Raw genomic sequence first — 20,350 nt, 5'->3', positions numbered from 1 at the left:
GTACCGAAGCAATAATGCTCTCTTCAGGATTAGTGGCAGAGATAATATTAAAATGTGTACGGCTCTTTTGAGAAGAAGATTTTATCTTGGTACAAAATACTATTTTCAGTTTTTATTGACAAATCTTTTCTTAGGAAGATGAATTACGACTTACAATTGATTTGTACAAAATTCTTACTTCTGGCATACGAAACACTCCTCCTGTAAGAGATAAAAAAGCGACAACACCGACGCTAGCAGTTATAGATGTGGATAATATCAAATCAATTGTACTATTTTGAGTAAATAAATTAATTAGCAATTTTTTACCTACCTGCATACACACCTCCGAAGCTACTAATGCAGATAACAAACAAATAATAAACCTGATATTTATTGGACTAAACCAATTTTTTAACTCATTTTTCCAAATGCAAAAAATAGAAATTCCTAATGACAACCACCAAGTAATTGCATAGGCAGAAACAATTCCTTGCAGCCCAATTAACTGACTTAATAGTCCAGATAATCCAAAGTAAGATACTGTACAAAAAATACTAATAATTACAGTTAATTTTACCTCTCCACGGGCATGAAGTGCTTTAAAAATCAGGCCAACACTTAACATCGCAACCATCCCAAATAGCATTCCAGGTAAGACTGAAGCAACACCTAAAGTACTAGAAGCATCGAAAGCTCCCCGTTGAAAGAGCAAATGAATTAATGGAATACTGAGGAAAGATACAACTAGCGCCAGCATAGAAGAAAATAAGACCACGATACGTAATGCTTGTGCCAACATACTCTTGAATTGTGTATGTTCACCCATAGCTGCCTGTTCAGCTAAGTAAGGCATCAAAACTAGCGACGGGCCTAAAACGACAAGATTACCGATAGAGATAACCAAGCGTTGACCGTAGCCCAGGTATGATAGATTGCTTGAACCCAACCGCGAAGCCCAAATAGCATCGACTGTTCCATAAATGGTGAAGCACAACATTGAAACCATTACTAATGGAACATTGGCAAATAAAGGTTGTATATCTCGCCAGAGCTTAATGCTAATAAATTTAAACCTTATTTCCCTAACTACCCCAACATATAAGAAAGGGATGGCTACTAAGTAACCTGCTAGTGAACCCCAAAGAAGACTAATTACCCCTAGGTGAGATCCCAGAAAAGTCATGCCTGTCATCATCCCCAAGGTTGGCAAAATGTTAACTAGCACACCAACAATAAATTGTTTTTTTGCATTATGTACGGCTACTAAGTAGTTTACTATCACGACACAAGTTAGAGTTACCCATGAAATTTGTGCCAATAGAGTAGCCTCTGTCAATATTTTTATTGGGAGAGTTGGCGCAAGTATTTGTAATAAATTGGGGGCAAAAAAATAAGCTAAACAAGATACGTAAGCTGATAAGACAATAAATACAAGAAATATCGAGCCGACAAAACATGAATATTCTTCTGGATCTGTTGTCCTGCGTCTAACTAAAATCGGCACAACAGAGTAAGCGAATAGTCCAGATATTATACCCGACATTAAAAATGGTAAAGTTACAGCAATCAGATAAGCATCTAAGTGTATACTCGCTCCAAACATCTTTGCAATTAGTACTTGGTTAACGAAATTCACCAAGCTGGAAAGTAAAGACAGTAAAGAAATAATGGCTGATGAACGTAACATGAATATTTAATCTTCACTATTAAAAACTGAGAATTTACTGAGCAGAGATTCTGTCTGTGAACAATTGATGAATTTAGGTGAGAGCCATCTGACAAACCTCTAATATTTCATTAGCAGTCTGTTCCCAACTAAATTTTTTAACTCTTTCTCGCCCTGCAAGTTGAAGATTTTGTCTTAGTTCGGAGTCAGTTAGTCCCTTGATAATACCGTCTGCTATGCTATCGACCGAATCAGGTTGAATGTATAGGGCAGCTTTTCCGCACACCTCTGGCATAGATGCTGCTTTTGAAGCAATTACTGGAATCCCATGAAACATTGCTTCCAGAGGGGGGATACCAAATCCCTCATATATTGACGGATAAACAAATAAATCTGCACCTTTATAAATTCTTGTTAGTTCATGGTTAGAGAGATTTTCTAGTAACAATATTTTTTTTGCAAGCCCTAATTCAGCAATTTTTGATTTAATCTGTGGAGTAAATCTAGGAACTGATTTTCCTATTACTACCAGTTTATGCGGAAAATTTAGATGAATAGCATGGTAAGATTCAAATAACTTAAGCAAATTTTTATAAGGATAATGAGTGCTAGAAACATACAGAATGTAGGGGTTATCTATATAGCTAAAACCTGAATCACTAATATCATTAAAAGCCGAAAATCCATTAGATACGACAAACACTTTATCCGCAGAAATGTTACAAAAATGCAAGATATCTTGCTTGGTATTTTCTGAAACTGTAATTACAGCCTTAGCATTCTGAATTGTTGGGATATAAAGATATTGCCAGAGACTTGCAGTTATCTTAAAGTCGTCTGGCCATTTGAGCGGAATCAAATCATGCACAGTAATAACCTGAGGGATTTTTCGTGTTGAAAATAAAGCTTCATGATTGTAAGGACAATACAAAACATCAATACTTTGTCTGACTAATTCATTTTCAAGAAATGCCTGTTGGTAAAGCCATGAAGTTATTTTTTTTGTTGATGATTTTTGTAAAAATGGATTTTTCGCATAATGCATTGATAATCCTTGTATATCAGAGAATAAATCAGGACTTTCTGTAAACAGCTTAATGTCAATATGCTTTTCATGTAAGGCTTTGACTAGGTTGGAAGCAAAGGTACGTCCACTTCCGCCTTGATGTCGATTAGAAAGAGAAAATTTTACTGCTACTTTCATTACAATCGCCCTGCGTAGACTTTGTTTCTTTCGTCATACCCCCTAAAGTGGTAGTAACCAGACCCACTTTCAGTAGTAACCCCATTCACCACCATTCCCAAAACTGACTGCCCTGACTGCTCCACCAGCGACTTGGCTGCGATCGCTGTACGCGAATCAACCATTCCAGGACGGACAACTAGCAACATTCCATCCACCAATTTGCCGAGAATTTGTGCCTCCGCATTTATGGCTAGTGATCCAGTATCAATAATAACAAAATCATATTCTTGAGCATATTCTTTAATTAACGAATCCATACGCTGAGAATCAATCAGTGCAACAGGATTAGGTGGAATGGTTCCTGATGTTAATACTTCCAACCCAACCATTACTTGTGCCGTTTTTGTCAATTCACCCTCACCTACCAACAAATTACTCAACCCCATGACATTAGGCAATTTCCAAATTTCATGTTGCCGAGGCCGACGCAGATCTGCATCCAGCAACAGCACTCGGTATCCCATCTGTGCTTTGGCTACTGCCAAGTTAGCCGCAACAAAAGACTTACCTTCCTTCGGAATGGAACTAGTTACTAAAATTACTCTTAATTCTTTGTCCGAAAAGGTGAAATTCAAGTTGGTCATCAGCATCTCAAAGGCAGCACTGGCCAACGAATAGGGATTGTCTCTGATAGGCAGTTCTGATCTAATTCCTTCTTTGTAACTTAGGCTAGGAATACTCCCCAATAAGGGATAACCCAACAACTGTTTAACTTCTTCAACTGTCTTCAGTGATTTATCCGTAGCTTCTAACAGTAGTGCTGTACCAATCCCCAATAGCACTCCTAAAAATCCACCTAAGAGCCAAGTTGAGGATAATCTTAGGAGAAATAGCTTTGTCAGGAATTAAAGCCTCTGAAACTATCTGCACATTACCAACTTTTTGCTTCTCTGCTACTTCCATTTCTTGTAATTGCTTCAAGACTTGCTGATAAGTCATTTGTGCTACTTGCAAGCGTCGTTCTAGCGCTCGCTGTTGTTGTTCCAGTTGGGGTAACATTCTTAATCGTGCTTGGCTGGTCAAGAATGCATTTTGTAAGACTCTGATTTTGTTTCCTAATGCCAACTTATCTACCTGCGATTGCACCAATTCGGCTGTCAGTGTTTGCTTCAATTGTCCAATCTGCAAATTTTTCTCTGGTATAGATTCTTGATTATATACAATTTCTCCAACTCGCTTTTCTAGTTGCTGTCTTAAGGCTTGTTCTTTGCTCATCAAATTCTTGACTGTTGGATTTTCATCTGTCAAGCGAGTTTGTGTTACAGCCAAATCATCCTGTACTTTTTGATATTCTGTTAGCACCTGTTGCACACCAGGTGACTGACTTATATTAGAAAGATTAAATGCTTCCTGAATACTCAAACTTAACTGATTTTGCAAACCCATAGAACGACTTTTGGCGGCTTCTAATTGTGCTTGTTCTTTGGTAATTTCACTTAATAAATTCTTGATTTCTTGTACACCTAAATTTGCTTCTTCTTCTAAGGAAACAACTTGATTGTTATCTTTAAAATGACGTAAAGCAGCTTCTGCTTGTGCCACTCTGTTTTCAATTTGAGGCAATTGCTTACTTAAGAATTCCTTCGCAAATCTAGTCTCTGTTCGGTTAATCAGAATGTTATTTTCCCAATAAGTTTTCATCAGAGTATTAACAACTGCCGCAGTTTCTGTGGCATTATTACTTTGGTAGGCTAACTCCATCACATCTGTGCCACGAATTCCGTTGACTCTTAGCTTTTTGATAAATTCCTCAATTGTTAGAGGTGTACCATGTTTATTTTTTAATTTAAGTGTGTCAATAGTTTTCTGAACGATGGAATTAGAACGAATTATTTGTACTTCTGTATCCACTGGATTGCTTGTATTACTCAGACCTGTCAGCCCTCCCACTTTTTGGTTCAACCCTGCCAAGGAAGAAGCTTCACTTTGCTTTAACAGTAGTTTACCTTTAGCTTCATAAATCGGTTTTTGTGTGAAAGTTAATAACCCTGTCAATCCAAAAACAAAGGCGATTATAGTTACTATCACCAACCAATACTTTTTGAAAACCAGCGAATAATTTTGAACTTCTGATAAATTTTGATCTTCTTGGTTATATTCCATATTAAGATGTTGTTACTGATTGAAATCGAATTTCAATTATTAAAAACAAAGAATTGTCTTTGTATGCAATAACAAAGATTCAGGATATTTATTTTGGCAAAATACCCTATTTTTTAACTACTTAAAACACACTAATTTTTACTCAATTATCCCTACAGCAATCTGTAGCCTAAGAGCATGAATTTTGCTGTCAATAACTTCGATTATAGGTTTAAAAATGGGAGGCTATTCCACGTTGATACCTATAAACCAGTTGGGACTTAATTTGGGCTTATTTTTTTGAAGTGTCGTTAGAGGATGTACTTAAAATACACATACCATAATTCATCTGTCTAGCCCTTATGCAACATCAATTTAAATTTCATAATTACTGGATACTAATCTTGTTAAAAACTTGATATAACACTAATTATTTGCTTTTTGCAGCCAGGAAATTAGTGGATATATGATGAATCAAATTGGCAGGAATTTTAGAACGCCAATTTTTAAAAATATCGTTGCATAAAGCTAGACACATAAGCTCTGATGTGTGTATTTTTAGTATATTCTCTAGAAAAGCTCATTATATCAATTTATAGACTGTGCGTCTCAGCTTTTCTAGATTTGTAGGACAAACCAGACCGTCTAAACTTCCATTAGTTTGCCTTGACGAAATCTGATATTTATTGTTGGAAGAATTTAGCGATATCTTGAAACGTTCTGGCTTAAAGAGTACCTGAGATTTTTGCCCAATAAGGGAAATATATCAAAAGGTATAATACTAATTCTCGTAATGTGTTGTACACCTAATTTATATTAATCTGAATCTTTCGCCTCTTTTATGGTGATTGATGATTGATTATAACCAAACCTTTACTGGGCAAGAGTTATATAGGATTATGCTCTTGTTTTCAATGAAATGCCTGTGGAATAAGGCTTTCAATGATGTTGAACCAGGTTTTCCATATAAATAATCAAAGACCCCTTAATCCTCATTTCTGTCCGTTCGCTACATACAAATCTGAGATTAAAAAAATCCCAGCTTATTATTGACCAATGTTTGAGCATATTCACTAATGTGTTATTTTTTGTGGAGCTTAAATCTTGGCAATATTGTGTGAATCTGGATATCAAAATCAGAAAGTAAATCCTTTTTTGGGGTAATAACAGAAGGATAAAAGGTTTTAACCTCAGTTATATCTAAATCAATGTGTAAGTTCGCATGAAATTTAAACCTTGTACAAAAATGAGTAAAATACAAGCTAATAAAATATATGACTCTTACTAGTTACATTAGTTCTCCAAATAATACCAAATTGCCAAACATACCACGTACTCTGCCTATAATCCTTTTTTTAGGTGATATTTTTGGCTTGTATGTTTGTTTATTATTTGCTTTTTGGTTACGGTTAGGCCAACCAATTAACGGATTTGACCCATTTATTTACTGTTTTGTCTTATTAATGCTAGTAGGACTTTATTTGGCTGATACTTACCATCCAGAGAGACAGATTGCGGGATTAAGGACACCATCTCGCACCCTAATCGGCATTTTAGCAAGTGGTTTTTTTATTTTTGCGCTAATGGCTTGGGTGGATCACACATTGGTTAAACGGGGCGTTTTGCTATCAAGCTTGGGAATTTTTAGCATCTGGGCAGTGATGTTAAGATTATTGGCAGCGAGATGGGTGCGATCGCGCACTGAGCAAAGTCGTTGGTTGATGTTGGGTGCAGGTGAAAGCGCTATCAAATTCACACAAAATCTATTACAGCTGAATCTATTGGGAAAGTTAGTTGTGCTAACTCCTGAAGCTGATCAAAAGCCTACTCGTTCAGAACTGGATAATCTGAATTATGTAGGAGACTTCAATGATTTATCTAAATGGATTCAAGAATCTTGGTCTGCCGTAATCATAGCAACCAATATTCAGTTTTCTGATCTACAGGTACAGCAATTGATGCAAATCCGGCTGCGAGGTATTCCAATTTACAGGCTTCCGGATTTTTATGAAACCTTATGGTATAAACTCCCTTCGTACTTACTACAGGATAAGTGGTTCGCTTTTAGCCCTGGGTTTCACTTGATGCCTGGCTACTTAACTATGAAGTTAAAGCGGTTTGTAGATTTGATTCTGGTAATGGTTTTGCTCGTCATTTTATCCCCACTAATGTTGCTCGTGATACTGGCAATTAAATTAGATAGTTCAGGCCCAGTATTCTACAGCCAGTTACGAACAGGTTTATATGGCAAGTCATTTAGAGTGTATAAATTCCGCTCCATGCATCAAGATTCTGAGAAACACGGGGTACAGTGGGCAGATAAACATGACCCTCGTGTTACTAGAGTAGGACGTTGGCTACGTCTGTTGCGAATCGACGAACTACCGCAGATTTGGAATGTGCTAAGGGGAGAAATGAGCTTGATTGGCCCACGTCCAGAACGTCCAGAGTTTGATGCCAAGCTGAAAGAAGCGATTCCTTACTATGAACTACGTTATTTGGTCAAACCGGGAATAACAGGCTGGGCCCAGGTACTCTATCCCTACGGTGCATCAATTGAAGATGCCTATGAAAAGCTGGCTTACGACCTCTATTACATCAAGAACTATTCCATTTGGTTAGATTTAGCGATCGCTTTCAAAACTATACGAGTAGTTTTTTTAGGTCAAGGTAGATGAGAAAAAAAGTTTTAGTAACTGGTGGTGCAGGCTATATAGGCTCACACGTTGTCCGCCAACTTGGTACGGCAGGTTACGATATTATCGTCTATGACAATTGCTCTACAGGTTCACCAAAATCAGTGCTTTACGGCGATTTGATTATCGGCGATTTAGCAGACCTAGACCATCTTTATCTAGTTTTTGCCCAGCATAAATTTAGTGCTGTGCTGCACTTTGCCGCTAGTTTGATTGTCCCAGAATCAATCATCCATCCCCTTGACTACTACGCCCGGATTTCTCACAAGCCAAAAAAAACATTCATAAAGAGCAAAACAAAGGAAGTTTATTTGCTACATAAGTAGGGAAGATGAAAAAAGGAAATCTCCTAAGTATAGATTTGATAAATTTTGTTAAATATCAAGAAGTATTCAGGTAAAATATACTGATATAAATAATTGAGTATTAAAATTAGACATGACAAAAAAGAGTTAAGAAAAAAACTTTTATCCCCACCCTAAATTAAAGCTAAAAATGAGAGTAATAATCGTCACAAAAGAATTAACCAGGATTTGGTAACAACTGCAAACAACGGTAAGCAGTAGCATAAATATGCTGATAGGGACAAGAACTATTAATTGCAATTAAAACTCGCCGGGTACTCACAGTAATCAAAGCTCCTAACTTCAACAATTTGGTACGGATAGTCCCAACTTGAGCATTCTGTAATTCAGTTTTAACTAAACATTTATTTCGCAAAGCATTCATTAAAACATAAGCTATGGAAGAGAACCACAAACGTAGTTGATTACCAGCAAATGTATGGGTACTGGTTCTATCGCTAAATAGTTATAATTGTTGTTCTTTAAAACGATTTTCCATCTCACCTCTAGGACAATATTTCTGGGTATAAACTTCACTTGGAGGCATCTTAAATGACTCTCTGTAATTCTGATAATGCTCCCTCTGCTGGGTCTACATTGGAAGCCCTAAGTTTAGCTGCTAATAAATGTTTTCCACAGAAAATATAAAGTGGTGCATAGCAATATCCTCCATAATAAGTATTGAAAAATACTTGTTCTTGATTCCCATGCACTAAATCATCAGTTACATCCAAATCTAAGATTATTTGTCTTGGTGGTGATGAATAAGATTCTAAAAATATGTCTACAAATAATTTCTCAATCTCTTCTTGAGAATGACTAATTTTATGGTAGCGACTTTCTGCTCCTTGTTCTAAATTTTCAGGACAATGTTCTATCCGATTTAATGTACTCTTTCCTGCCAATGGACATGGTTCATTCTCTTGACCAATGCTTTTTCCTAATGCCAGTGCGAACATTGGATCATGACGTAATTCTTCATGGTCATTTAAGTCTTCATATCCCATTATTAAGCCATATATTCGTTGTGTTAATAAGCTTTCTATGGGATGTAATGTCTTATTTGGCTTTCTGTAGTCTTGGAAACATTTAGCTAATCGTGATGTTATTTGCAATTTTCGGTCTATTTCCGCAATTAAACTTAAACCTGCATCCGATGTTACTTTACCACCCTGGAAATTCACTACTATTGGTCTTGATTTTTCTCTTTCAAACTGGAACTGTTTTGGTGTACTATCTGTTGTTAGTGGGGTCATACTTTATAACTGCTGAAATGCTTTCTAAATATACATTTTCGCAGTTTTTGACCCCTTTTTTTATTTTCTTTGTGAGAAATCCGGGTACGCTAACAACACACGCAATACTTTAAATTTACTCCGCTGTTGTCATGTGATGGGTGTTAATCAAATCATCTTTTCCAGTACAGCAGCAGTATATGGAGAGGTAGGGGAAAATCCGGTTGCTGAGTTTGCTCCAACCATGCCGATTAACCCCTATGGACGCTCAAAGCTGATGAGCGAATGGCTGATTAAGGACTATGCAATTACTTCTGCTCTGCGTTACGTAATTCTACGTTATTTTAATGTGGCAGGAGCCGATTTTAGTGGCAAGCTGGGGCAAATTTCACCTAAGACAAATCATCTGATTAGATCTGCCTGTGATGCAGCACTTAAACGTCAGCCACAAATACAAATTTTTGGTACTGATTTTCCCACACCAGATGGTACGGGAATTCGGGACTATATCCATGTGGAAGACTTGGCTACAGCACATTTGGAGGCTTTACTCTATCTGGAGATGGGTGGAGAAAGCCAAATTCTTAATTGCGGTTATGGGCAAGGCTACAGCGTGCGTCAAGTTATTGAACGAGTCAAGGCAATTTCTGAGGTGGATTTTCCTGTGATTGAAACTGAGCGTCGTGATGGTGATCCAGCCTGCGTCACAGCTTGTGCCGATCAAATCCACAAGGTGCTGGGCTGGCAACCCAAATATAATGATCTGGATCTCATTGTGTCTACTACTTTGGCTTGGGAAAGACAGCGAGAAATGGTGTCTGGGACGAAATGAGCTTTTTGGCTGTGTCTAAAGTTGATGATCTTTTGCAGACAAAATAATGCTACAGACAGGCAAGATGCCTGCCCTAAATCTTACCCTAAACAATCTTTCAAGGCATAAATTACTTTATCTTGCTGTTCCTGGGTTAGTTCTGGGAACATGGGTAAAGATATCACCTCGTGACAAGCTTGCTCTGATACTGGCAATTGTCCTGGTTGATAACCCAGATGTTCATAAACTGGTTGCAGATGCAAAGGACGGGGATAGTAAAGCATGGAACTCACTTCTTTTTCTTGTAGTTGAGTCCGCACCCAATCCCGATATTTAGCACTTGCACCATTTCTGCCTTCACTAGAAACGCGAATTGTATATTGATTCCAAACTCCAACTCCTCCTAGTAATTCTTGGGGTGTGGTGATACCGGGAACTTGACTGAGGTATTGGTAGTAATAAGCGGCTATTTGCTGCCGTTGTTTGTTCCACGTATCTAGATAGCGCAGTTTAATTTGCAGAATGACGGCTTGAATGGCATCTAAACGGCTATTGACACCTATTTCTTCGTGAATATATCTTTCTTTACTGCCGTGTTCTCGCAATATTCGCAACTTGGCTGCGATCGCACTATCATTAGTTGTAATTGCACCACCATCACCACAACCACCCAGATTCTTAGTTGGGTAAAAGCTAAAACAACCAACGTGTCCAATGCTGCCAACTTTTTGATGATCCCAAGTTGCACCTGTGGCTTGAGCGCAATCTTCAATTACTGCTAAATTGTGAAATTGAGCAACCTCCATCAAAGCTGTCATATCCACAGGTAGTCCAAACAAGTGAACTGGGATAATAGCCTTGGTTTTGGGTGTAATTGCCTCTGTTATTTGTGCTACATCCAAATTAAAGGTAGTGGCATCAATATCAACAAAAACAGGTGTTGCACCTACAGCACTGATAACTTCTGTAGTTGCAAAAAAGGTGAAAGGTGTGGTAATAACTTCATCACCTGCACCAATTCCTAAAGCGCGTAGTGCTAAATACAGCGCATCTGTACCCGAATTACAAGCTACGCATTGACTTACACCATGATAAGCAGCAAATTGTTGCTCAAAGCCTTCAATCGCAGGGCCACCAATATAACGGCCAGATGCAAGAACCTCTAGAACAGCACTACTGACTTCCGCTTCAATGGTGGTGTATTGCTGCTTTATATCAAATGCGGGGATGGAATTTACTCTTTGGATCATAATTTATTATTTTAATCGAGATACAAAAGATACACTTTTACGGGTGCTGTTTGCTAATGGAATTTTGAATTATTCGCGTCTAGGCTGTTTGATAGCAGAAGTCAGAAGTCAGGAGTTAAAAATCAGGAGTAAAAACCTGTTGATGTCCTCACCATCTTGGCCGTTGCTAGAAGTAGAAAATCCCAGGAAGTAGAGAAACCATGCCGGATTTGATTAAACTGGATATTGTAGATTTAGCATTAGCTGTAGCATTAATAGCGATCGCTCTTAGTTTATCTGCCTGGGAAAAATTAGGACTAGAGTTAAACTTAGCCTTAGCTACAGGTAGAACCATCCTCCAACTCATCGTATTAGGATACGTTTTAGACTTCATCTTTGCTGTAGACAATGTTTGGGCAGTTTTAGCGATTTTAACAATCATGCTGACAATTACGGCGATTGTCGCACGAAATCGCATCAGCCAAAAAGTTCCTCAAGTACTACCTTTAGTGTGGGGAGCGATTTTTGTCAGTACCGTCTTAACATTGCTTTATACCAATTTTTTAATTATCCAACCAGATAGATGGTACGAACCCCGTTATCTAATTCCTTTAGCCAGTATATTGATTGGTAATGGCATGAATGCAGCAGCAGTAGCAGGAGAACGTCTTGTCAGTGCGATTAACCAATTTCCCACAGAAATCGAAACTCATTTAAGTTTAGGTGCAACTCCCCAGCAAGCTATTAGTCCTTATCGTCAAGACGCAATTCGAGCCGCAATGCTCCCCACTTTAAATCAAATGATGCTGATTGGTATGGTGACAATCCCAGCTTTCACCAGTGGACAATTATTAGCTGGGGTGACAGCGTTAGAAGCCGTATCCTATGAAATCTTGATTATGTTTATGGTTGTTGTCGCAAATTTGTTGACGACAATTTTAGTTACCAAAGGTTTATGCCGTCAGTTTTTTAATAATGCCATGCAGTTAGTGAGATGAAATTCTTCTTTATATTCATAAAAAACCCAGTTTAGCAATAAAACTGGGTTAATAAAGATATGGGATTAATCTTTGTTCTTAGTCCAGAAATCCCATCAGAATTTCAGAATCGTCAACAATATTGGGTGCAATTGGACGATTACCAAACACCGAATAGTTTTCAGAAACCACTATTGAACTGGAACCAATTGGACGAATACCAGAGAGATTGATACTACTAACCATTTGGAACGTGTTTGCACCTATGGGACGAATTCCCATAGCGTTATAGGTTTCAACCACTTCCAAACTACTTGTGCCAATAGGACGCAATCCAGCGATTGATACTGTTTCTGCGACTTGTAAGCCACTGCTGCCAATGGGACGCTCTCCAGCAACGATGAGTGTCCCTTGAGAACCTTCTTCTGTATTCACATTATTACCCTGGGTATTTTCTTCCATTTTTATGTCTCCTTTGCAGCTGTGGCGCTTTGTAAACTAACACCTTTTACTTATTACGTGAATTTTACAATAATTAAGGAAAGATGTATTTTCTCCTATATATGTGAGTGTAACCTTAAAAAACCTCATATAAATATAAGTTTATTTAATCGCTGTAATACCTTTACCTCAAGGTTTCGTAGGTAGGGGATGTAAATGGGATGCGCTCCTCCTCCCAGCCAGTCAACTCGCAGAACGAGAAAATTTAATCATCTTTGACATCCCCACTTTAATCCCTCTGTTTTACCACTCAGACCCCACAGAGAGAGGCTGTGTCGCTACTATGGAGGTGGGTATCTTCAACAAAACTGTATGACGGAATTTAGTCTTCAAGCTCCCTTTAGTCCCACAGGGGATCAACCGCGAGCGATCGCACAACTTGTCTCTAGCATCCAAGCCGGTAATCGTTACCAAACTTTACTGGGTGCAACGGGAACCGGTAAGACGTTTTCTATCGCCGCAGTGATTGAGAAGGTGGGTAAACCTACCTTAGTCTTAGCGCACAACAAAACCCTAGCTGCTCAGTTGTGTAATGAATTGCGGGAATTTTTCCCCAACAACGCTGTTGAGTATTTTGTCAGCTATTACGATTATTATCAACCAGAAGCGTATATTCCGGTTACAGACACTTATATAGAAAAAACAGCGGCGATTAATGATGAGATAGATATGTTGCGACATTCAGCCACGCGATCGCTCTTTGAACGCAAGGATGTCATCGTTGTTGCTTCTATTAGCTGCATTTACGGCTTAGGAATGCCGGCTGAATACCTCAAAGCTGCCATTCCCCTCCAAATTGGCATGGAAGTTAACCAAAGGCAGATATTGCGCGATTTGACATCTGTGCAGTATAGCCGCAACGATTTAGAAATGGGTCGGGGAAAATTCCGCGTCCGTGGTGATGTCTTAGAAATCGGCCCCGCTTATGAAGACCGCATCATCCGCGTTGAATTTTTTGGTGATGAAATTGACGCAATTCGCTACATTGACCCTGTAACTGGGGAAATTTTGAGCAGTCTCCAAGCAGTTAATATTTACCCTGCGCGTCACTTTGTCACCCCAGAAGAACGTTTAGAAGTCGCTTGTGAAGATATTTCCGCAGAATTAAAACAGCAAAAATTAACATTAGAAGAATTAGGTAAATTAGTAGAAGCGCAACGCATAGACCAGCGTACCCGCTACGATTTAGAAATGCTGCGCGAAGTAGGTTATTGCAATGGTGTAGAAAACTATTCTCGGCATTTAGCAGGTAGACAAGCCGGAGAACCACCAGAATGTTTAATTGATTATTTTCCTAAAGATTGGCTGTTAGTAATTGATGAATCTCACGTTACAGTTCCTCAAATTCGCGGAATGTATAACGGCGACCAAGCACGGAAAAAAGTTTTAATAGATCATGGTTTTCGGCTTCCCAGCGCTGCTGATAACCGTCCTTTAAAAGTAAATGAATTTTGGCAAAAAGCCAATCAATGTATTTTTGTTTCTGCAACTCCAGGACTTTGGGAATTAGAAATTTCTGAAGATAATATAGTTGAGCAAGTAATTCGCCCAACTGGAGTAGTAGATCCAGAAATATTTGTTCGTCCCACAGAAGGACAAATTGATGATTTATTAGGAGAAATCAAAAATAGAGTTGACCGTAAGGAAAGAACTTTGATTACTACTTTAACAAAGCGCATGGCGGAAGATTTAACTGAATATTTGGAAGACAAAGGAATTAAAGTTAGATATTTACATTCGGAAATTAATTCAATTCAACGTATTGAAATTTTACAAGATTTACGTGAAGGAATTTTTGATGTATTAGTGGGGGTAAATTTACTGCGGGAAGGTTTAGATTTACCAGAAGTTTCCTTAGTCGCAATTATGGACGCAGATAAAGAAGGTTTCTTACGTGCTGAACGTTCCTTAATTCAAACTATTGGCCGGGCTGCGCGTCATATTAACGGAAAAGCCATCATGTATGCTGATAATTTAACCAAGAGCATGATTAAAGCCATTGATGAAACCGATAGAAGAAGGGGAATTCAAACAGCACATAATAAACTGCACGGAATTACGCCACAACCAATTATCAAAAAATCTGGTAATGCGATTTTATCTTTTTTAGATGTATCAAGACGTTTAAATGCAACCGATTTAAAAGTCGTAGATGAACATATCAACGATCTACCATTAGAGCAGATTCCAGAATTGATTACCTTATTAGAAGCACAAATGAAAGAAGCATCCAAAAAAATGGAATTTGAAGAAGCCGCAAAATTTCGCGATCGCATTAAGCATCTTCGAGATAAAATGTTAGGAAGGTAAATCATTAGCCGTCAGCTAAAAGCGTAAATACTCACATATTTTCAATAATGTTTAGCGTAACCTGAACAGATATAGGGAAAATCCGATAATTACAATCTTCTTCTTTCTTTCTTCTTCCTTCTTTCTTTCCTTCGGAACGTCTTCGACGAACGCGTCCTTCTCTTCGAGACACTTCGTGAACGCGTCTTCTCTTCGAGACGCTTCGCGAATGCGGTTCATTTAACTCTTCATTCTTCCAGAGCGAAGTAAGTAATCATCCAAACTTAATTTTCTAACAAAGTTTATGAAAAACGACACACCAGAAGATTTAAATTCAGATCAAGAAATTTCGCGTCTGATTGATGAGGTAATGTCATCATCTCTGAATGATGATCAATATCGCCAAAAGATGCAGCGACGCAAAGAAGTACAAGATAAACGCATAGCCAAAGCCATACCCGAAAAAGGGTTAATTATTGTCAATACTGGTAACGGTAAGGGGAAAACTACTGCGGCTTTAGGAATGGTCATGCGATCGCTCGGTCATGGTCATAAAGTAGCAATAGTACAATTCATCAAAGGAGCCTGGGAACCTTCAGAAAAGCGGGTTTTCAGCCATTGGTCAGACCAACTAGAATTCCATGCTATGGGTGAAGGCTTCACCTGGGAAACTCAAGATCGCGATCGCGATTTAGATAAAGCCAGCGCAGCTTGGGAAAAATCATTAGAATTCATCCGCAACCCCGACTTCAAACTCGTACTATTAGATGAAATTAATATTGCACTCAAACTTGGTTACTTAGAAGTTGAACAAGTATTAGCCGGTCTATCCCAAAAACCACCTGATAAGCACGTAATTCTCACAGGTAGAGGCGCACCACCTGCTTTAATTGAAAAAGCAGATTTAGTCACCGAAATGACTTTAGTTAAGCATCCTTTCCGCGATCAAGGCGTTAAAGCCCAAGCAGGAATTGAATTTTGATTAATCCTAATTTACCAGGTTTCAAATCCTTAGATACAGCGGTTTCCAATTATAAGTACCACGACAGAATTAATTACATATTGGTTATTTACCAATTCTTTGCCAATCAAGGATTTCAGACCAGATTTCTGTGTAATTAATTTCGTCCAATTACTTCAGGACTTACGCAAAACAGAATGGAAGTAGGGGTAATTCATGAATTACCCCTACCCAAGAATCAGGTTTTGAGTCCAATCTTGCGTAAGTCCTATACTTATCAAGTATATGAGGTACATCGTAGCCCCCTCATCGCTTGCGGGGAGGGGGTTGGGGGTGGGGTTCTTCTACCTCAGAATATCGGGAAGTGCTGTGTCTCCTAAAAAGAATGTAGAGACGTTCTATGGAAAGTCTCTACAAGGGTTCTAGAATACGCATATTTAAATCAATACTGTAGCCAAAAAAAGAGTATAAAAAGAGGGCTGATGTAGTAGAGTTATAGTCTTCCACAACGACAACTCGAAAGCCACATACAGCCCATGTTTGACATACTAGCACTGTTGCAATGCCTACTACCAGAAATAAAAGTGACGACGATGCGGCAGTTAAGCCAGATCATCACGGCCATGTTAGCCATGAGCGGGCGAGTCACAATGTTGGGAATATCGCGTTGGACGCTTAGTGGTGGTAGTTATCGGACGGTAATCAGATTTTTTCGTACAGTCATACCGTGGACAACGGTGTTCTGGGTGTTTTTTCGGCGGCATTTGTTCTGCCCAAATGATGTTTATTTGTTGGCAGGAGACGAAGTAGTAATAAGCAAAGCCGGGAAAAAAACCTATGGATTAGATAGGTTCTTTTCCAGTCTAATAAGTAAACCAATATTGGGACTATCTTTCTTTACATTATCATTAGTAAGTGTTCAACAAAGACACTCATTTCCGATTCAGATAGAACAGGTAATAAAAAGCGATGTAGAAAAAAGTAGTGTCTCGCCAAGTCCAGAAGTAAAACCTCAAGAAAAACGTGGACGGGGACGACCAAAAGGAAGTAAAAACAAAAATAAAAAGGAGGTGACTTTTACACCTGAATTGCTAAGAATTAAGAAGATGATTAATGAGCTATTTAAGTTAATAGCTAACTTTATTCCCCTCACTTACTTGGTCGTAGATGGTCACTTTGGGAACAATAATGCTTTGCAGATGGCTAGGCAGGTAAAGTTACACATAATTTCCAAGTTACGTCACGATTCGGCATTATATATACCTTACCACAATCCTGACCCTAATCATCGTTCCCGTCGTAAATACGGAGAGAAGTTGGACTGGCGTAATATTCCTGGGGCATATTTGCGTCAAAGTAGTCTTGAAGAAGATATTAAAACTGATACTTATCAAGCTACTCTACTGCACAAAGAATTTGGCCAACCACTGAATGTAGTTATTTTGGTGAAAACCAATCTCAAAACTAATGCTCGCAGTCACGTAATTCTGTTTTCTAGTGACTTAACTTTATCATCTGAAAAAATAATTGACTACTATAAGTTGCGCTTCCAAATCGAATTTAATTTCCGAGATGCCAAACAGTTTTGGGGATTGGAAGATTTTATGAACAGAGGTCAAACTGCTGTGACTAATGCTGTTAATCTTTCTTTTTTTATGGTCAATTTGTCTCATTATCTTCTAGCTCAGTTTCGTGAAGATAATCCCGGTGCTGGCATTGTTGATCTTCAGGCTTATTGTCGGGGTTTTCGATATGTTCGGGAAATATTAAAAATGCTTCCGCAACAGCCTGAGCCTATTTTATCATCCCAGATTTTTGCCAAGCTTACCTCTCTTGGTCGTATTCACAATGCTTCTACAGCCGTTGAACCCTCGTAATTTGGCTACAGTATTGTTAAATTCGGTCGATGTCTACTGATTACCACCATCAACATCTTGACTACACCCTTGCAAAATTTCTCTATCACTAGCACTCACAACGTCTAGCTGATGATAATCCTGCAATGCTACAGAATAAGCATAAGTGACAGCATCTTCATCGCTGAGTCTGGGTATTCTGCTGGTAGTTGACACTTGAGTTGCACCAAGTTCACCAGGTGAACTAGTTACTGTCATTGCCAATTCCCCTGACTTAGCAATTGTCCCCTGAAAACAACTATACTCAGAACTCGGCATATACAATGCACCCATCACCTTACCTTGTTGTTTCTGAAACACAATATAACCTTGTCCTAACTGGTTTGGTGTTGAGGACTGGCCATAGAGATAAATACCATCCCTTTCAGGGAAATTTACTCGTGATTTTACCCCTAGTTGTCCTGTTTTTGTGGGGATTGTATGAATATTTTTGGACAAAATTTCCGATTCTAAGTCGTTACTATCTGTATTGTTAGCGCTGAGTTGACTTCTTTGATCTCTAATTTCTCTCAGTTGCGCCAAAAGAGGAGTTTTATCACCACTCTGAATTTGATTTTGAGAACTTGGTAAATTAGCCGCTATCACAGTAGAAGATTTCAGGTTAATTTTTGTTTGTTCACCGATTACACCCAAGCCTAAAATACCAAAGGTGATCAGCATACTAACAACAGGAAACTTTAACTGACGTGAGGTAATGAATTTAGAAATATTGTTAAGCACCTGATTTCTCCTGTAATAAAGCTAACTAATTCTCTGTAATTTCCTTAAATCTTAACTAAACACTGATACTGCGCGATTCCCTCAAAGGTTTTATATATAATATCTGGTTCAAAAAAGTTCAAAAATGAAGTTTTTATAGATTTTTTGCTAATAATGCGGACAATATTATCATTTGATAAATTTACGCTTCAGCCGATAGATTAACCCATTTGAGGGATGACGAGTATATTCTGAACTATCAATTAAACCTAATATTGATATATAGCAAATTGCGATCATCGAGATTGCTCTCACAGTCCAATTTGCTTGGCTACTTTTATCTACAACAGCAAACCTTGAGATTTCGGACGAGAGATGAAAAATATTAGGTAAGAAAAATATTCATCTCGAAAATGTAGTTAATTTCCACATTACTCAGTAATAACCCATAGATTAGTTATGCAACTCACTAACAACGAAATCCAAGCTATGCGGGAATTAATGCCCGATTATACCCCCGGACTGGAGGCTATGGATAATTTAGAAAAGCACAACGGTAATATGGAAACGGCTTTTCAAGATTTATGGCGAGAAAAAAATGGTTCCGCCATGATGGTGGAAGGTAAGTCTCTGTGGGATATCACCCTCAAAAACTTGCGAAATGAACTTTGCGGCGATGATGGGTTTCGTGGTCAAATCAAGGAATATACGAAAAATCCTGGTAGTTCACCTTTACTCACAGGTTTGATAGTCTCCTTAGTGAGTTTAGCCTCAGCCAACGGTTTACCCCTTGATCCTGCGATCGCTACTGTTATAGTTTTGTATATCCTCAAAATAGGCGTAAATATCTTTTGCGATTACACCGAACCGCCGGCTGCTAGTGGTGGAACTTTACCCCCAGCAAAGCCAAATTAAGATTAGATTGGCGGTTAGAAACCGCATCTACACAGACAAAACCCACCTGCGTGGGTTCCAAACTCTTTATTTTTCATTAGTCCGCGCAGGCGGACATCGTTTGTATAGCTGTATAGCCGTGACTTCTAGTCGCCAGGACTATAAATAGATTTTTAATTTTCAGCTTACAATGTAATCAGAGAGCTAGATTTGAGCTAAAAATATGGAAAAATCAAATATTAAAACCGAAGCCCGAAAATTAATTGATAGATTACCTGATAATTTTACTTGGGATGACTTGATGTATGAGATTTATGTTAGGCAAGTAGTTGAGGCTGGACTTGCTGACAGTCAAGCTGGTAGATTAATTTCTGTACAGGAAGTTAGAGCTAAATTTGGATTACCAGAGTCAAATATTCACAAATAACTCAAGTTATGAATACAGAAGTTTTGCATTTTTTCCAAGAATCACATAAACATGATTTGGAAACAATAACTCAAATTTTGGCTGATATAACTAACTGTAATCCTGAAGAAATTAAACCATATTTAGATAGAATACTAACGCAATTGGTAGAACCTCAACAAGAACGACCAGTTGATGAAAATGCTACTCCAGAAAAACGGATAGCTGCATTTCAAGCATGGGTAGAGAGTCATAGAAATCTGAATTTACCAAACCTTTCTGATGAAGCAATCAGCCGAGAAAGTATTTACGGACCTTTAAGCCAGGGAATAAATTCCCTGTCTGATAGCTAAAGTCGGTTAAAACCGACTATTCAGAATTGATTGATTATAAAAGTAGTGCGTTTTAACGTACTT

Annotated in this window: 15 protein-coding genes and 3 pseudogenes; 10 read left to right on the top strand and 8 right to left on the bottom strand. The window is 38.3% G+C overall.

Annotation, left to right across the window (positions count from 1 at the left end):
- Positions 1-130: 130 nt before the first annotated feature.
- The 4 genes from AC012T_RS07530 to AC012T_RS07515 form a co-directional block, all read right to left on the bottom strand.
- Positions 131-1,669, bottom strand: a complete 1,539-nt coding sequence (locus AC012T_RS07530) for a lipid II flippase MurJ (protein WP_487064474.1) — start codon at positions 1,667-1,669, stop codon at positions 131-133.
- 73 nt (positions 1,670-1,742) lie between these two features.
- Entirely contained in the window at positions 1,743-2,852 is a 1,110-nt protein-coding gene (locus AC012T_RS07525) for a glycosyltransferase family 4 protein (protein ID WP_487064472.1), read from the bottom strand.
- On the bottom strand, positions 2,852-3,676 hold the full coding sequence (locus tag AC012T_RS07520) for a CpsD/CapB family tyrosine-protein kinase (RefSeq protein WP_487064470.1): 825 nt from the start codon (positions 3,674-3,676) through the stop codon (positions 2,852-2,854). The genes AC012T_RS07525 and AC012T_RS07520 overlap by 1 nt, the downstream gene beginning before the upstream one ends.
- Entirely contained in the window at positions 3,630-4,997 is a 1,368-nt protein-coding gene (locus AC012T_RS07515) for a GumC family protein (RefSeq protein ID WP_487064468.1), read from the bottom strand. The genes AC012T_RS07520 and AC012T_RS07515 overlap by 47 nt, the downstream gene beginning before the upstream one ends.
- A gap of 1,253 nt (positions 4,998-6,250) precedes the next feature.
- Between AC012T_RS07515 and AC012T_RS07510 the strand changes: the two genes are divergently transcribed.
- Both AC012T_RS07510 and AC012T_RS07505 read left to right on the top strand, forming a co-directional pair.
- Entirely contained in the window at positions 6,251-7,654 is a 1,404-nt protein-coding gene (locus AC012T_RS07510; RefSeq protein ID WP_487064466.1) for a sugar transferase, read from the top strand.
- Positions 7,651-7,926 (top strand): annotated as a pseudogene (locus AC012T_RS07505) (NAD-dependent epimerase/dehydratase family protein); the annotation flags it as partial. The gene AC012T_RS07510 and the pseudogene AC012T_RS07505, both read left to right, overlap by 4 nt.
- A gap of 268 nt (positions 7,927-8,194) precedes the next feature.
- Here AC012T_RS07505 and AC012T_RS07500 read toward each other — a convergent pair.
- A pseudogene (locus tag AC012T_RS07500) lies at positions 8,195-9,272 on the bottom strand (IS1380 family transposase).
- 85 nt (positions 9,273-9,357) lie between these two features.
- On the opposite strand from AC012T_RS07500, the pseudogene galE reads away from it, so the two are divergent.
- Positions 9,358-10,083: pseudogene (galE, locus tag AC012T_RS07495) on the top strand (UDP-glucose 4-epimerase GalE); the annotation flags it as partial.
- 80 nt (positions 10,084-10,163) lie between these two features.
- Here the strand turns inward: galE and AC012T_RS07490 are convergent.
- Positions 10,164-11,312, bottom strand: a complete 1,149-nt coding sequence (locus tag AC012T_RS07490) for a DegT/DnrJ/EryC1/StrS family aminotransferase (protein ID WP_487064464.1) — start codon at positions 11,310-11,312, stop codon at positions 10,164-10,166.
- 200 nt (positions 11,313-11,512) lie between these two features.
- Here AC012T_RS07490 and AC012T_RS07485 point away from each other — a divergent pair, with 200 nt between their 5' ends.
- The gene (locus tag AC012T_RS07485) at positions 11,513-12,289 is read left to right on the top strand and encodes an ABC transporter permease (RefSeq protein WP_487064462.1); all 777 of its coding nucleotides are present in this window, start codon (positions 11,513-11,515) and stop codon (positions 12,287-12,289) included.
- 78 nt (positions 12,290-12,367) lie between these two features.
- Here the strand turns inward: AC012T_RS07485 and AC012T_RS07480 are convergent, their stop codons facing one another.
- Complete coding sequence (locus tag AC012T_RS07480; protein ID WP_487064460.1) at positions 12,368-12,730, bottom strand: hypothetical protein; 363 nt, start codon at positions 12,728-12,730, stop codon at positions 12,368-12,370.
- 351 nt (positions 12,731-13,081) lie between these two features.
- Between AC012T_RS07480 and uvrB the strand changes: the two genes are divergently transcribed.
- The 3 genes from uvrB to AC012T_RS07465 all read left to right on the top strand — a co-directional run bounded on the left by uvrB (position 13,082) and on the right by AC012T_RS07465 (position 17,896).
- Positions 13,082-15,079 carry an excinuclease ABC subunit UvrB gene (gene uvrB / locus AC012T_RS07475; protein ID WP_487064458.1) on the top strand — a complete coding sequence of 666 codons (1,998 nt, stop codon included), beginning with the start codon at positions 13,082-13,084 and terminating at the stop codon, positions 15,077-15,079.
- 283 nt (positions 15,080-15,362) lie between these two features.
- Complete coding sequence (gene cobO / locus AC012T_RS07470; RefSeq protein WP_487064456.1) at positions 15,363-16,040, top strand: cob(I)yrinic acid a,c-diamide adenosyltransferase; 678 nt, start codon at positions 15,363-15,365, stop codon at positions 16,038-16,040.
- 515 nt (positions 16,041-16,555) lie between these two features.
- Positions 16,556-17,896, top strand: a complete 1,341-nt coding sequence (locus AC012T_RS07465; protein WP_487064454.1) for a transposase — start codon at positions 16,556-16,558, stop codon at positions 17,894-17,896.
- A gap of 33 nt (positions 17,897-17,929) precedes the next feature.
- On the opposite strand, the gene AC012T_RS07460 is transcribed toward AC012T_RS07465, so the two are convergent.
- The gene (locus AC012T_RS07460; RefSeq protein WP_487064452.1) at positions 17,930-18,655 is read right to left on the bottom strand and encodes a hypothetical protein; all 726 of its coding nucleotides are present in this window, start codon (positions 18,653-18,655) and stop codon (positions 17,930-17,932) included.
- A gap of 438 nt (positions 18,656-19,093) precedes the next feature.
- Here AC012T_RS07460 and AC012T_RS07455 point away from each other — a divergent pair, with 438 nt between their 5' ends.
- The 3 genes from AC012T_RS07455 (at position 19,094) to AC012T_RS07445 (ending at position 20,287) form a co-directional block, all read left to right on the top strand.
- On the top strand, positions 19,094-19,549 hold the full coding sequence (locus tag AC012T_RS07455; protein ID WP_487064450.1) for a hypothetical protein: 456 nt from the start codon (positions 19,094-19,096) through the stop codon (positions 19,547-19,549).
- Between the two features lie 202 nt (positions 19,550-19,751).
- Positions 19,752-19,955 (top strand): hypothetical protein, encoded by a 204-nt coding sequence (locus tag AC012T_RS07450; protein WP_487064448.1) that lies wholly within the window; start codon positions 19,752-19,754, stop codon positions 19,953-19,955.
- Positions 19,956-19,963: 8 nt separating this feature from the next.
- A complete protein-coding gene (locus tag AC012T_RS07445; protein WP_487064446.1) occupies positions 19,964-20,287 on the top strand; it encodes a hypothetical protein in 324 nt (107 codons plus the stop codon).
- The last annotated feature ends 63 nt before the right edge of the window (positions 20,288-20,350 follow it).

It is taken from the genome of Anabaena sp. EIM26 (assembly GCF_057568715.1).
Note: the sequence above shows the minus strand (reverse complement) of the source record. Positions and strands in the feature narration are given on the sequence as shown.

Excerpts from the sequence above, each read along its gene's own strand:
- AC012T_RS07530 (WP_487064474.1), bottom strand. The coding sequence starts at position 1,669 with ATGTTACGTTCATCAGCCATTATTTCTTTACTGTCTTTACTTTCCAGC.
- AC012T_RS07525 (WP_487064472.1), bottom strand. The coding sequence starts at position 2,852 with ATGAAAGTAGCAGTAAAATTTTCTCTTTCTAATCGACATCAAGGCGGA.
- AC012T_RS07515 (WP_487064468.1), bottom strand. The coding sequence starts at position 4,997 with ATGGAATATAACCAAGAAGATCAAAATTTATCAGAAGTTCAAAATTAT.
- AC012T_RS07510 (WP_487064466.1), top strand. The coding sequence starts at position 6,251 with ATGACTCTTACTAGTTACATTAGTTCTCCAAATAATACCAAATTGCCA.
- AC012T_RS07490 (WP_487064464.1), bottom strand. The coding sequence starts at position 11,312 with ATGATCCAAAGAGTAAATTCCATCCCCGCATTTGATATAAAGCAGCAA.
- AC012T_RS07485 (WP_487064462.1), top strand. The coding sequence starts at position 11,513 with ATGCCGGATTTGATTAAACTGGATATTGTAGATTTAGCATTAGCTGTA.
- AC012T_RS07480 (WP_487064460.1), bottom strand. The coding sequence starts at position 12,730 with ATGGAAGAAAATACCCAGGGTAATAATGTGAATACAGAAGAAGGTTCT.
- uvrB (WP_487064458.1), top strand. The coding sequence starts at position 13,082 with ATGACGGAATTTAGTCTTCAAGCTCCCTTTAGTCCCACAGGGGATCAA.
- cobO (WP_487064456.1), top strand. The coding sequence starts at position 15,363 with ATGAAAAACGACACACCAGAAGATTTAAATTCAGATCAAGAAATTTCG.
- AC012T_RS07465 (WP_487064454.1), top strand. The coding sequence starts at position 16,556 with ATGTTTGACATACTAGCACTGTTGCAATGCCTACTACCAGAAATAAAA.
- AC012T_RS07455 (WP_487064450.1), top strand. The coding sequence starts at position 19,094 with ATGCAACTCACTAACAACGAAATCCAAGCTATGCGGGAATTAATGCCC.
- AC012T_RS07450 (WP_487064448.1), top strand. The coding sequence starts at position 19,752 with ATGGAAAAATCAAATATTAAAACCGAAGCCCGAAAATTAATTGATAGA.
- AC012T_RS07445 (WP_487064446.1), top strand. The coding sequence starts at position 19,964 with ATGAATACAGAAGTTTTGCATTTTTTCCAAGAATCACATAAACATGAT.